The following is a 13,877-nucleotide window of genomic DNA, read 5'->3' as shown; positions in this document are numbered from 1 at the left end:
AACTTCAGGGCTCGCACCTGACGTGTCCAAACGCGCCATCCTTGTAGGGCAATCCCTACCCCCGGTCTTCCATCCGGCTGAGGCGATTCTCTCCTGCGCCCCGATTTGCGTGACTGCAAGCAGCCACTAGGCTTAATCCCACAGCAGTCATCAATAACAAAGGTGTGGGTATGAGCCAGGTCGAATCAAACGCAGGGGCCAGTGATGTGCTGGTCAGCTTTCGTGGAGTGCAGAAGAGCTACGACGGCGAGAACCTGATCGTCAAAGACCTCAACCTGGACATCCGCAAGGGCGAGTTCCTGACCCTGCTCGGGCCGTCCGGCTCCGGCAAGACCACCAGCCTGATGATGCTCGCCGGTTTCGAAACACCGACCGCCGGTGAAATCCTCCTGGCCGGGCGGGCGATCAACAACGTGCCGCCGCACAAACGCGACATCGGCATGGTGTTCCAGAACTACGCGCTGTTCCCGCACATGACCGTGGCCGAGAACCTGGCGTTCCCGCTGACCGTGCGCGGTCTGAACAAGAGCGACGTCAGTGACAAGGTCAAGAAAGTCCTGAGCATGGTGCAGCTCGATGCCTTCGCTTCGCGCTATCCGGCGCAGTTGTCCGGCGGCCAGCAACAACGTGTGGCGCTGGCCCGTGCGCTGGTGTTCGAGCCACAACTAGTGCTGATGGACGAACCCCTCGGCGCCCTCGACAAACAGCTGCGCGAACACATGCAGATGGAAATCAAACACCTGCACCAGCGCCTCGGCGTGACCGTGGTCTACGTGACCCACGACCAGGGCGAAGCCCTGACCATGTCCGATCGTGTCGCTGTATTCCACCAGGGCGAGATCCAGCAGATCGCCCCGCCGCGCACCCTCTACGAAGAACCGAAAAACACCTTCGTCGCCAACTTCATCGGCGAAAACAACCGCCTCAACGGTCGCCTGCTCAGCCAGAGCGGCGAGCGCTGCGTGGTCGAGTTGGGGCGTGGGGAAAAGGTCGAGGCGCTGGCGGTCAACATCGGCCAGACCGGTGAACCGGTCACCCTGTCGATCCGTCCGGAGCGCGTCAGCCTCAACGGTTCGAGCGATCAATGCGTCAACCGCTTCTCCGGGCGGGTGGCCGAATTCATCTATCTGGGCGACCACGTCCGGGTGCGCCTGGAAGTCTGCGGCAAGACCGACTTCTTCGTGAAACAACCGATTGCCGAGCTCGATCCAGCGCTCGCGGTCGGCGACGTGGTTCCGCTTGGCTGGCAGGTCGAACACGTTCGTGCACTCGACCCACTTTTAGAGGCGCATTAATCGCCCCGGCAATACCAACACCAACCCTGCACGTGGAGAGAACAATAAATGTTGAGATCCCTGAAGTTCACAGCCCTGACCCTGGGCCTGATGGGTGCGGCAAGCGCAATGGCCGCTGGCCCGGATCTGACCGTGGTGTCGTTTGGCGGGGCGAACAAGGCGGCGCAAGTCAAAGCCTTCTACGCACCGTGGGAAGCAGCAGGCAACGGCAAGATCGTCGCCGGCGAGTACAACGGTGAAATGGCCAAGGTCAAAGCCATGGTCGACACCAAGAGCGTGTCCTGGGATCTGGTAGAGGTTGAATCGCCGGAACTGTCCCGTGGCTGCGACGAAGACATGTTCGAGCAACTCGATCCTGCGCTGTTCGGCAAGACCGAAGACTACGTCAAAGGCGCGATCCAGCCGTGTGGCGTGGGCTTCTTCGTGTGGTCGACCGTGCTGGCCTACAACGCCGACAAGCTGAAAACCGCACCGAGCAGCTGGGCGGACTTCTGGGACACCAAGAAATTCCCGGGCAAGCGCGGCCTGCGCAAAGGCGCCAAGTACACCCTCGAATTCGCACTGATGGCCGACGGTGTTGCGCCGAAAGACGTCTACAAAGTGTTGGCCAGCAAAGATGGTCAGGATCGCGCATTCAAGAAACTGGACGAACTCAAGCCAAGCATCCAGTGGTGGGAAGCCGGTGCCCAGCCGCCGCAATACCTCGCGTCCGGTGACGTGGTCATGAGCTCGGCCTACAACGGCCGGATCGCTGCCGTGCAGAAAGAATCCAACCTGAAAGTGGTGTGGAACGGCGGCATCTACGACTTCGACGCATGGGCCATCCCGAAAGGTCTGGACGCCAAGCGTGCGGAAGCGGCGAAGAAATTCATCGCCTATTCGGTGCAACCGCAACAGCAGAAGACCTACTCGGAAAACATCGCCTACGGCCCGGCCAATACCCAGGCTGTGCCGCTGCTGGCCAAGGATGTCCTGAAGGACATGCCGACCACCCCGGAAAACATCGCCAACCAGGTGCAGATCGACGTCAGCTTCTGGGCTGACAACGGTGAGCAACTGGAGCAGCGCTTCAATTCCTGGGCTGCGAAGTAAGGCGTGATGCCTACGCGGCGTCACCCCAAGGGTGACGCCGTCATTCAAAAGATTTTCGGAGTACGTCATGGCCATCGCCGTTCCCCTGAACGAGGGCAACAGCCCCACCTTGAAGCAGCGGCTCAAGCACGCCGAGCGGGTCAACCGCTGGAAGGCCCAGGCGCTGATCGCGCCGCTGGTGCTGTTTCTGTTGCTGGTGTTCCTGGTGCCGATCGTGGCGCTGCTCTACAAAAGCGTCGGCAACCCGGAAGTGGTGGGCGGCATGCCACGCACCGTGGCAGCCATTGCCAGTTGGGACGGTCGCGGACTGCCCGCTGAACCGGTCTACAAGGCCGCGGGCGAAGACCTCGCCGAAGCTCGCAAAAACCAGACCTTGGGCGATCTGTCCAAGCGCTTGAACATGGAGTTGGCCGGCTATCGCAGCCTGCTGACCAAAACCGCCCGTTCGCTGCCATTTGCCAGCGAGCCGAGCTCTTATAAAGAAGCGCTGGAAGGCCTCGACGAGCGTTGGGGCGATCCGGCCTATTGGCAGGCCGTGAAGCGCAACACCAGCAGCATCACCCCGTTCTACCTGTTGGCGGCGGTGGATCATCGCATCGACGATCTCGGCGAACTGGCCCCGGCCACCCCGGATCAGGCGATCTACCTCGACATCTTCGCCCGGACCTTCTGGATGGGCCTGATCATCACCGTGATTTGCCTGGTGCTGGCCTATCCGCTGGCGTACCTGTTGGCCAACCTGCCGTCGCGTCAAAGCAACCTGCTGATGATTCTGGTGCTGCTGCCGTTCTGGACCTCGATCCTGGTACGAGTCGCCGCGTGGATCGTGTTGCTGCAATCCGGCGGATTGATCAACAGCGCGCTGATGGCAATGGGCGTGATCGATAAACCGCTGGAGCTGGTGTTCAACCGCACCGGGGTTTACATCTCGATGGTGCACATCCTGCTGCCGTTCATGATCCTGCCGATCTACAGCGTGATGAAAGGCATCTCGCCGACCTACATGCGCGCCGCGATTTCCCTGGGTTGCCATCCGTTCGCCAGTTTCTGGCGGGTGTACTTCCCGCAGACCTATGCCGGTGTTGGCGCCGGTTGCCTGTTGGTGTTCATCCTCGCCATCGGCTACTACATCACCCCGGCGCTGCTGGGCAGCCCGAACGATCAGATGGTCAGCTACTTCGTCGCGTTCTACACCAACACCAGCATCAACTGGGGCATGGCCACTGCGCTCGGCGGGCTGTTGCTGCTGGCGACCGTGGTGCTTTATCTGATCTACAGCTGGCTGGTGGGCGCCAGTCGCCTGCGCCTGAGCTAAGGGGAGTTTGAAATGCTGAGTCCTTATATGTCGCCCGTCGAGCGGGTGTGGTTCTACAGCTTGCGGATCCTCTGCGGCTTGATCCTGTTGTTCCTGATCCTGCCGGTGCTGGTGATCGTGCCGCTGTCGTTCAACTCGGGCAGTTTTCTGGTGTATCCGTTGCAGGGCTTTTCGCTGCACTGGTATCAGGACTTCTTCGCCTCGGCGGAATGGATGCGCTCGCTGAAGAACAGCATCATCGTCGCCCCGGCCGCGACGGTGCTGGCAATGGTCTTCGGCACGCTGGCGGCCATCGGCCTGACCCGTGGCGACTTCCCCGGCAAGGCGCTGGTGATGGCGCTGGTGATTTCGCCAATGGTGGTGCCGGTGGTGATCATCGGTGTGGCCAGTTACCTGTTCTTCGCGCCGCTGGGCCTGGGCAACAGTTTCTTCTCACTGATCGTGGTGCACGCGGTGCTCGGTGTGCCGTTCGTGATCATCACGGTGTCGGCAACATTGCAGGGGTTCAACCATAACCTGGTGCGGGCGGCGGCCAGCCTCGGTGCTTCGCCACTGACCACGTTCCGCCGGGTGACCTTGCCGCTGATTGCGCCGGGGGTGATTTCCGGTGCGCTGTTTGCCTTTGCGACATCGTTCGATGAAGTGGTGGTGACGCTGTTCCTTGCCGGCCCTGAGCAAGCGACGCTGCCTCGGCAGATGTTCAGCGGGATTCGCGAGAACCTGAGTCCGACGATTGCGGCGGCAGCGACTCTGCTGATTGCCTTCTCGGTGATCCTGCTGCTGACGCTGGAATGGCTGCGTGGGCGGAGTGAGAAGCTGCGTACTGCTCAGGTCTGACGACTGCACGATCCGGGTTGTCTGCCATTCATGCGCTGAATGACAGACAACCCGAATTCCCCAGCTACGCTTGTGCTCAGCTCCCACATCTATAAGAGGCTGCGCACGATGAGTCTTTCCTCGTTCAAGATTGCTCACAAACTGATCACCGGCGCCGGGGCCATCGAGCAACTGGCGGCCGAGCTTACACGGCTGGACATCGACAACCCGCTGATCGTCACCGATGCCGCGCTGGTCAAGTCCGGCACGGTGCAGTTGGCGCTGGCGCAGATCGGCGAGCGCGAGTACGAAATCTTCGACCGCGTGTTGCCGGATCCGGAAATCGCCATCGTCGAGGACTGCATGCGCGTCTACCGCGAGGGCGGGCATGACGGGTTGATCGGCCTCGGTGGCGGCAGTGCCATCGACATCGCCAAGAGTGTCGCGGCGTACGCCGGTTATCACGGTGCGCTGGAGGATCTGTTCGGCGTCGATCAGGTACCGCGCAAAGGCCCGCCGCTGATCGCCATCCCGACCACGGCCGGCACGGGTTCTGAAGTGACCAACGTCGCCATTCTTTCGGACAAGGTCGCCCAATTGAAGAAAGGCATCGTCAGCGACTACCTGTTGCCGGACGTGGCGTTGGTCAGTCCGCAGATGACCCTGACTTGTCCGCGCAGCGTGACGGCCGCCAGTGGCGTCGATGCCCTGGTGCATGCCATCGAGTCCTATCTGTCGCTGAATGCCTCGCCGATCACCGATTCGTTGGCCATCGGCGCAATCAAGCTGATTGCCCGGTCATTGCCCAAGGCCTACGCGAACCCATCCAACCTGCAGGCGCGGGAAGACATGGCCACCGCCAGCCTGATGGCCGGCATGGCGTTCGGCAATGCCGGGGTTGGCGCGGTGCATGCGCTGGCGTATCCGTTGGGCGGGCGTTTCAACATTGCCCACGGCGTCAGCAATGCGTTGTTGCTGCCGTATGTCATGACCTGGAACAAGATGGCCTGCGTCGAACGGATGCAGGATATCGCCGAAGCCATGGGGGTGAAGACCGCTCATCTGAGCCTCAATGAAGCGGCGGACCGTGCCGTCACGGCGATGACCGAACTGTGTGCAGCGGTGGACATTCCGCAGGGTCTGCGCAGTTTCGGTGTGCCCGAAGAGGCGATTCCGGCCATGGCCGTAGAGGCCGCAGGCATCGAGCGCCTGATGCGCAACAACCCGCGCAAGCTCAGCGCTGCCGACATCGAGAAGATCTACCGGGCGGCGTACTGAGAACCCGCCGGTCATCGGTCATGGCACAACCCAATCATCGCGGTCACGGTGCGCGCGCGGAAACTTGAGGTATACAATGCGCGCCATCGTGATTTAGCTCAGAAAAGGTGCGTCATGCAGCCCTTCGTTATTGCTCCGTCGATTCTCTCCGCCGACTTCGCCCGCCTGGGCGAGGAAGTGGACAACGTTCTGGCCGCCGGTGCCGACTTCGTTCACTTCGATGTCATGGACAACCACTACGTACCGAACCTGACCATCGGCCCGATGGTCTGCGCCGCGCTGCGCAAGTACGGCGTGACCGCGCCGATCGACGCGCACCTGATGGTCAGCCCGGTGGATCGCATCGTCGGTGATTTCATCGAGGCCGGCGCCACCTACATCACCTTCCACCCGGAAGCCACGCTGCACGTCGATCGTTCGCTGCAACTGATCCGTGAAGGCGGCTGCAAATCCGGCCTGGTGTTCAACCCGGCGACCCCGCTGGACGTGCTCAAGTACGTGATCGACAAGGTCGACATGGTCTTGCTGATGAGCGTCAACCCGGGCTTCGGCGGGCAGAAATTCATTCCTGGCACCCTCGACAAGCTGCGCGAAGCGCGCGCGATCATCGATGCCTCGGGCCGTGACATCCGCCTGGAAATCGACGGCGGCGTCAACGTCAACAACATCCGTGAAATCGCCGCTGCCGGCGCCGACACCTTCGTCGCCGGCTCGGCGATCTTCAATGCGCCGAACTATCAGGAAGTCATCGACAAGATGCGTTCCGAACTGGCGCTGGCTCGCCCATGAGCGGATTTGAGCAGTTGTTCCCGGGGCAACTGCCGCGGTTGGTGATGTTCGATCTGGATGGCACGCTGATCGATTCGGTACCCGACCTGGCGGCGGCGGTGGATAACATGCTGCTCTCCCTCGGGCGCAAGCCTGCCGGTATCGAGTCGGTGCGCGAGTGGGTCGGTAACGGTGCGCCGGTGCTGGTGCGCCGTGCTTTGGCCGGCGGCATCGATCATTCCTCCGTGGATGACGTCGAAGCCGAGCATGCGCTGGAGGTGTTCATGGAAGCCTACGGCGCTAGCCATGAGCTGACCGTGGTCTATCCCGGCGTGCGCGATACCCTGAAATGGCTGCACAAGCAGGGCGTGGCCATGGCGCTGATCACCAACAAGCCGGAGCGCTTCGTCGCGCCGCTGCTGGATCAAATGAAGATCGGCCGCTACTTCAAGTGGATCATTGGCGGCGACACCCTGCCGCAGAAGAAGCCCGATCCGGCAGCGCTGTTCTTCGTGATGAAGATGTCCGGCATTCCGGCCTCGCAATCGCTGTTCGTCGGCGACTCGCGCAGCGACGTGCTGGCGGCGAAAGCAGCAGGGGTCAAATGTGTAGCGCTCAGTTATGGCTACAACCATGGTCGGCCGATTGCCGAAGAATCCCCGGCGCTGGTGATCGACGATCTGCGCAAGTTAATTCCCGGTTGCCTGGATACGGCCGCTGAGATAACGTTGCCCGACGCTTCTCAATCCCCTTCTGGAAACGCCATCGTGGTGGTCACCCGCAAACTCTGGATGAAAGTCATCAAGGCCCTGGCCCGCTGGCGTTGGCGCGCCTGACTTGTTCCTGGCCGGCCTGCCGGCGCGTTTGCACACCTGACTGATTTGCACCTCACACCACGAGGCACCCTATGATCCGCGAAGAATTCCTGCGTCTGGCCGCTGAAGGCTACAACCGCATCCCGCTGGCCTGCGAAACCCTGGCCGACTTCGACACGCCGCTGTCGATCTACCTGAAACTGGCCGACCAGCCCAACTCCTACCTGCTCGAATCGGTGCAGGGCGGCGAGAAATGGGGCCGTTACTCGATCATCGGCCTGCCGTGCCGCACCGTGCTGCGGGTTCACGATCATCACGTCAGCATCACCGTCGATGGCGTCGAGACCGAAAGCCACGACGTCGAAGACCCGCTGGCCTTCGTCGAAACCTTCAAGGCCCGCTACAACGTGCCGACCATCGCCGGTCTGCCGCGTTTCAACGGCGGCCTGGTGGGTTACTTCGGTTACGACTGTGTGCGCTACGTAGAGAAGCGCCTCGGCAAATGCCCGAACCCGGATCCGCTGGGCGTGCCGGACATTCTGCTGATGGTCTCCGATGCGGTGGTGGTGTTCGACAACCTCGCCGGCAAGATGCACGCGATCGTGCTGGCCGACCCGGCGCAGGCCGATGCCTACGAGCAGGGCCAGGCGCAACTGCAGGAACTGCTGGAAAAGCTGCGTCAGCCGATCACCCCGCGCCGTGGCCTGGATTTCAGCAAGCAGCAGGCGGCTGAGCCGGTGTTTCGCTCCAGTTTCACCCAGGACGACTACGAAAAAGCCGTCGACACCATCAAGGAATACATCCTCGCCGGTGACTGCATGCAGGTTGTGCCGTCCCAGCGCATGTCGATCGACTTCAAGGCTGCGCCGATCGATCTGTACCGCGCGCTGCGTTGCTTCAACCCGACGCCGTACATGTATTTCTTCAACTTCGGTGATTTCCATGTCGTCGGCAGTTCGCCGGAAGTACTGGTGCGGGTCGAAGACAACCTGATCACCGTGCGCCCGATTGCCGGCACCCGTCCTCGCGGGGCCACCGAAGAGGCCGACGTGGCGCTGGAAGAAGACCTGCTGTCTGACGACAAGGAGATCGCCGAGCACCTGATGCTGATCGACCTTGGTCGCAACGACACCGGGCGTGTATCGGAAATCGGCTCGGTGAAGCTCACCGAGAAGATGGTCATCGAGCGCTATTCCAACGTGATGCACATCGTGTCCAACGTCACCGGCCAGTTGAAGGCCGGGTTGACGGCGATGGACGCACTGCGGGCGATCCTGCCGGCGGGCACCTTGTCCGGCGCGCCGAAGATCCGCGCGATGGAAATCATCGACGAACTGGAACCGGTCAAGCGTGGCGTGTATGGCGGGGCGGTCGGTTACTTCGCCTGGAACGGCAACATGGACACCGCGATTGCAATTCGCACCGCGGTGATCAAGAACGGCGAGCTGCACGTGCAGGCCGGTGGCGGCATCGTTGCCGACTCGGTGCCGGCGCTGGAATGGGAAGAAACCATCAACAAGCGTCGGGCAATGTTCCGAGCTGTTGCGTTGGCCGAGCAAACCCCGGACTGAGTGGCGGGTGATTCAGCCATTAAAAAACGCGGCGCCTGTGAGGGCGCCGCGTTTTTTATGGCCTTCTGATCAGAAGTCGAGACTTACGCCAACATTGACCCCTTGCTGGGTAAAGTCGTCATCCTTGCGAATGTTGTAGCTGGCGCGAAGGGCCACGTCCTTGGTGAGGTTGTGGCTCACGCCCAGATTCAGGCGGTTCAGGTTGGTTTGCGGTGTGTAGCCTTCCAGGGTGTAGCGATTGTTCGGCAGGCTGTTGAGGTTCATCGTCAGATCCTGGGCGTCGTCGTTGTATTCGCGCTCGTGGGCGAATTCGCCGAATACCTGGGTCTGTGCGGTGATCTGGTATTTGCCCTGGATGCCGAGGCCGAGGCGGCGGGAGTTGCGCGATTGGTCATCGAAGGTCAGCGCAGTAGAGTCCGCGCCTTTTTCCGAGTAACCGTCGACTTCCACCTTGCCGAAATCGGCGCTGACGAAGGGCGACAGGTGCCATGGGCTGCTGGCCTCTGGCGCGATGTCGTAGCCGACACGGCCGCCGATGGCCAGTACGTAGCCGTCGGTGTCGCCTTTCTCGCCACGTTCGTTGACCCCCAGCTGGAACTTGCGCTTAAGGCTGTCGTAATCCAGATGTCCGGCGGTAACGGCCAGGTCACCCCACCAGCGGTTTTGCTGGTACTGGGCGAACGCGGTGCCCATGTAGGAGTTGAGTTTGTACTCGGAGTCGTTGTCGCCGGCTTCGATTTTCTGGTGATAGAAACCTGCCGCCACACCGACACGCCAGGCGTCGTCGAGGCGGTAGCTGCCGCCGATGTTCAGGTTGTAGCCATTGCCATCGGCACTTGCCCCAGCGTGCTGGTCATCGAAGTCCTGGTGCTGGCCGCCGCCGGCGACAATCGCCCGCCATTGGCCAACGCCTTGCCAGTTTTCCCAGTCGGCCAGCCATTGATTGCGCAGTTCGTCCTGATGCGCACGCAACGTGCCCTGGGCCATTTCCGGCAGCAGGGTCAGTTCCCATGGAGCAGCCAGCAACGAATAGGCGTAATCGGCAATCAAGCGTTGCCCGGCTTCGGTCGGGTGCACCGAGTCGTTGTAGATCAGCTTGGTCGGATCCGGCGTGGCGCTGTTGATCCCGTACCGGGCGTTTTCGAGGCAACTGTTGCCGCTGAAGCAGGTCGTGACCAGATTCTGATCGGTGGCGAGGCCGAACTGTGCCGGGTTGGCAAACGTCTCTTTGAGCAATACCGGAATGTTCAGCGGGATGATGTTGGCGTTGATGGTTTGCAGTTGGCTCACCAGTTCGGTGTTGAACTGGGCGCTGAGCTGGGACGTGAACGTCTGCAGTGCGGTGCCATTGAAAGCCGGGGTAAAGCCGATGTCAGGCAGCAACCAGACCATGATGTAGCGGGCGCCTGCGCCTTGCAGAGTCCGAACACTGCTGGCCAGGCGATCAGCCGCAGCGCTGGCCTGATCGAGACTGGTGACGCGACCTTGCAGGAAGTCGTTACCGCCCCCGGTCAGGTAGTACAGGGCATTCGGATCAGCACGAAAGCCGTTCGACGGCAGGTAGCCGGCGCGGGTGCGTTCGCCGGTGTCGGACGTGCTGGTGATCGAATCAAGAATCTGGTCAGTGCGGTATCCGCCCACCGCCCAGTTGTTGCCGTCCGGCAAACCCTGGTCGGCGCGTACTGCCGAGTCCGCGGAAGCGGTCTGGTCCGGCGTGAAGCCCAGCCGACCGCCGATCAATTGGGTGGCATTGAGCGAGTACAACTCACCGCTGCCGTTGTGGTAGTTCGGGCCGGTGCGGTTGGTGAATCGCTCGACTGAACCGGCGGGGCCGCCGCTGTCGGTGAACGTCCCGGCATCACTGAGGCTGTCGCCGAAGACGATGAAATTCGAATAAGGATTGGGCGCGGCATTCGCCTGGGCGCAGGCCATCGCGAGCAGGCATCCGGCGAGCGGTACAAACAACGTCTGTTTGATCATGAGCAAGTCCGTTTATTTATTGTTGTATGGAACGAAACGACAGTACCAAAAACTTCCGGCGTTTTGCCATCGGTCGTCAACCCTCCCATAGTTTTCCCCCCGTCAGGCCCGGCCATATTGCACGCTCTGCCCAGCTAAGTTACTGTGCGGGAACGTATGAACGAGACCTTCCCCGTGTTGATCACCAGCAAACTCCTGGATCAAGTCATCAAGGCACACGCCCGCTGGCGTTGGCGCGCCTGAATCTTTTCTGCCGGCCCCGCCGGATCTGTATCGCTTTGCCTTCCTTGCCCGTTTGAAATGCCGCTTTGCCGTCGCCACTTGTGCGTCCGACATCGTGAAGCGTCCTGGCAAGTCATCCGAAGGCTGTTTCCAAGTCAGAATTCAAGAGGTTCGAAACGCCATGTTGCTGATGATCGACAACTACGACTCCTTTACTTACAACGTTGTGCAATACCTCGGCGAGCTGGGTGCCGAGGTCAAGGTCGTGCGCAACGACGAGCTGACCATCGCCGAAATCGAAGCGCTCAACCCGGAGCGAATCGTGGTGTCCCCCGGTCCGTGCACACCGACCGAAGCCGGCATCTCCATCGAAGCCATCAAGCACTTTGCCGGTAAACTGCCGATCCTCGGCGTCTGCCTCGGCCACCAGTCCATCGGCCAGGCCTTTGGCGGTGACGTGGTGCGTGCCCGGCAAGTGATGCACGGTAAGACTAGCCCGGTATTCCACGAGGACAAGGGCGTATTCGCCGGCCTGAACCGTCCGCTGACCGTCACCCGCTATCATTCCCTGATCGTCAAGCATGAGACCTTGCCCGATTGCCTGGAGCTGACCGCGTGGACTCAGCACGATGACGGCTCGGTCGATGAAATCATGGGCCTGCGTCACAAGACCCTGAACATCGAGGGCGTACAGTTCCACCCGGAATCGATCCTCACCGAACAGGGCCACGAACTGTTCGCCAACTTCCTCAAACAAACCGGCGGCACGCGCTAAGGACTCTCCATGAATATCAAGACAGCCCTGAGCCGTATCGTCGATCACCTCGACCTCAGCACCGATGAAATGCGCGATGTGATGCGCGAAATCATGACCGGCCAATGCACGGACGCGCAGATCGGCGCGTTCATGATGGCGATGCGCATGAAGAGCGAAAGCATCGACGAAATCGTCGGCGCGGTGTCGGTGATGCGCGAACTGGCCGACCAGGTCGAACTCAAGACCCTCGACGGCGTGGTCGATGTGGTCGGCACCGGCGGTGATGGCGCGAACATTTTCAACGTTTCCACCGCTTCATCCTTTGTCGTTGCCGCTGCCGGCTGCACCGTGGCCAAACATGGCAACCGTGCGGTGTCGGGCAAGAGCGGCAGCGCCGACCTGCTGGAAGCGGCCGGGATCTACCTCAACCTGACCCCGGTTCAAGTGGCGCGTTGCATCGACAACGTCGGCATCGGTTTCATGTTTGCCCAGACTCACCACAAAGCCATGAAATACGCCGCCGGCCCGCGCCGCGACCTTGGCCTGCGTACCCTGTTCAACATGCTCGGCCCGCTTACGAATCCGGCCGGCGTCAAACATCAGGTCGTCGGTGTCTTCACTCAGGCACTGTGCCGGCCATTGGCCGAAGTCTTGCAGCGTCTGGGCAGCAAACATGTGCTGGTGGTGCATTCGAAGGACGGTCTGGACGAATTCAGCCTTGCTGCGCCGACTTTTGTGGCCGAGCTGAAGAACAACGAAATCACCGAATATTGGGTCGAGCCGGAAGATCTGGGCATGAAGAGCCAGAGCCTGCATGGCCTGTCGGTCGAGGGTCCGGAGGCTTCGCTGGCGCTGATCCGCGATGCGCTGGGCAAGCGCAAGACCGAGAACGGCCAGAAGGCTGCGGAAATGATCGTGCTCAATGCCGGTGCGGCGCTGTACGCCGCCGATCTGGCAACAAGTCTGAAAGAAGGCGTGGCACTTGCCCACGACGCTCTGCACACCGGTCTCGCTCGGGAAAAACTCGAGGAGTTGGGTGCCTTTACCGCGGTATTCAAAGTGGAGAATGAGGGATGAGTGTACCGACGGTTCTGGAAAACATTCTGGCCCGCAAGGTTCAGGAAGTCGCCGAGCGTAGCGCCCGTGTGAGCCTGAGCGAGCTGGAAAGTCTGGCCAAGGCGGCCGATGCACCCCGTGGTTTTGCCCGTGCCTTGCTGGCGCAGGCCAAGAAAAAACAACCGGCAGTGATCGCCGAAATCAAGAAGGCTTCGCCGAGCAAAGGCGTGATCCGCGAGAACTTCGTTCCTGCCGATATCGCCAAAAGCTACGAGAAGGGCGGGGCGACCTGTCTGTCGGTACTGACTGATATCGACTACTTCCAGGGCGCTGATGCTTATCTGCAGCAGGCCCGTGCCGCGTGTTCGCTGCCGGTGATCCGCAAGGACTTCATGATCGATCCGTACCAGATCGTCGAAGCCCGTGCGCTGGGCGCCGACTGCGTGCTGCTGATCGTCTCCGCGCTGGATGACGTGAAAATGGCCGAGCTGGCTTCGGTGGCCAAAGGCGTCGGTCTCGATGTGCTGGTGGAAGTCCACGACGGCGATGAGCTGGAACGCGCATTGAAGACCCTCGACACGCCGCTGGTCGGGGTCAACAACCGCAACCTGCACACCTTCGACGTGAGCCTGGAAACCACCCTCGACCTGCTGCCGCGCATTCCGCGCGATCGTCTGGTGATCACCGAGAGCGGGATCCTCAACCGTGCCGATGTCGAACTGATGGAAATCAGCGACGTTTACGCGTTCCTGGTCGGCGAAGCGTTCATGCGCGCCGAAAGCCCGGGAATTGAACTGCAACGCCTGTTCTTCCCTGAGCGCGGCGTTCCGGTGAGCGGTTCGACCCTCGACTGATCGACTCTTCGCAGGCGCCCGTATCCCTCCGGGAGCGGGCTTGCCCGCGAAGGCAGCA

The 13,877-nt window shown here is 61.3% G+C and carries 12 protein-coding genes; 11 read left to right on the top strand and 1 reads right to left on the bottom strand.

Annotation, left to right across the window (positions count from 1 at the left end):
* The first annotated feature begins 170 nt into the window (after window positions 1-170).
* From AC07N4_RS15170 to trpE, 8 genes are all read left to right on the top strand, one after another.
* Window positions 171-1,295, top strand: coding sequence for an ABC transporter ATP-binding protein (locus tag AC07N4_RS15170; RefSeq protein WP_085667439.1), 1,125 nt, complete (start codon window positions 171-173; stop codon window positions 1,293-1,295).
* Window positions 1,296-1,343: 48 nt separating this feature from the next.
* On the top strand, window positions 1,344-2,387 hold the full coding sequence (locus AC07N4_RS15165) for a polyamine ABC transporter substrate-binding protein (protein WP_096817911.1): 1,044 nt from the start codon (window positions 1,344-1,346) through the stop codon (window positions 2,385-2,387).
* 67 nt (window positions 2,388-2,454) lie between these two features.
* Window positions 2,455-3,702, top strand: a complete 1,248-nt coding sequence (locus AC07N4_RS15160) for an ABC transporter permease (protein ID WP_493065751.1) — start codon at window positions 2,455-2,457, stop codon at window positions 3,700-3,702.
* A 12-nt stretch (window positions 3,703-3,714) separates the two neighbouring features.
* Window positions 3,715-4,539 (top strand): ABC transporter permease, encoded by an 825-nt coding sequence (locus AC07N4_RS15155; RefSeq protein WP_096817915.1) that lies wholly within the window; start codon window positions 3,715-3,717, stop codon window positions 4,537-4,539.
* A gap of 108 nt (window positions 4,540-4,647) precedes the next feature.
* Entirely contained in the window at window positions 4,648-5,796 is a 1,149-nt protein-coding gene (locus AC07N4_RS15150; protein ID WP_493065752.1) for an iron-containing alcohol dehydrogenase, read from the top strand.
* Window positions 5,797-5,910: 114 nt separating this feature from the next.
* A complete protein-coding gene (gene rpe / locus AC07N4_RS15145; RefSeq protein WP_007918813.1) occupies window positions 5,911-6,585 on the top strand; it encodes a ribulose-phosphate 3-epimerase in 675 nt (224 codons plus the stop codon).
* A complete protein-coding gene (locus tag AC07N4_RS15140) occupies window positions 6,582-7,400 on the top strand; it encodes a phosphoglycolate phosphatase (protein ID WP_096817919.1) in 819 nt (272 codons plus the stop codon). The genes rpe and AC07N4_RS15140 overlap by 4 nt, the downstream gene beginning before the upstream one ends.
* Window positions 7,401-7,471: 71 nt before the next feature.
* A complete protein-coding gene (trpE, locus tag AC07N4_RS15135; RefSeq protein ID WP_102619797.1) occupies window positions 7,472-8,950 on the top strand; it encodes an anthranilate synthase component I in 1,479 nt (492 codons plus the stop codon).
* 69 nt (window positions 8,951-9,019) lie between these two features.
* On the opposite strand, the gene estP is transcribed toward trpE, so the two are convergent.
* Window positions 9,020-10,930, bottom strand: coding sequence for an esterase EstP (estP, locus tag AC07N4_RS15130; RefSeq protein ID WP_493065753.1), 1,911 nt, complete (start codon window positions 10,928-10,930; stop codon window positions 9,020-9,022).
* A gap of 403 nt (window positions 10,931-11,333) precedes the next feature.
* Here estP and AC07N4_RS15125 point away from each other — a divergent pair, with 403 nt between their 5' ends.
* From AC07N4_RS15125 to trpC, 3 genes are read left to right on the top strand one after another with little or no spacing between them, the layout of a single operon-like run.
* Entirely contained in the window at window positions 11,334-11,927 is a 594-nt protein-coding gene (locus tag AC07N4_RS15125) for an aminodeoxychorismate/anthranilate synthase component II (RefSeq protein WP_007956309.1), read from the top strand.
* A gap of 9 nt (window positions 11,928-11,936) precedes the next feature.
* On the top strand, window positions 11,937-12,986 hold the full coding sequence (gene trpD / locus AC07N4_RS15120; RefSeq protein WP_096817925.1) for an anthranilate phosphoribosyltransferase: 1,050 nt from the start codon (window positions 11,937-11,939) through the stop codon (window positions 12,984-12,986).
* Window positions 12,983-13,819, top strand: coding sequence for an indole-3-glycerol phosphate synthase TrpC (trpC, locus tag AC07N4_RS15115; protein ID WP_096817929.1), 837 nt, complete (start codon window positions 12,983-12,985; stop codon window positions 13,817-13,819). Before trpD ends, trpC begins: the two co-directional genes overlap by 4 nt.
* The last annotated feature ends 58 nt before the right edge of the window (window positions 13,820-13,877 follow it).

The sequence above is a fragment of the Pseudomonas sp. GW821-FHT09E04 genome, assembly GCF_059416185.1.
Note: the sequence above shows the minus strand (reverse complement) of the source record. Positions and strands in the feature narration are given on the sequence as shown.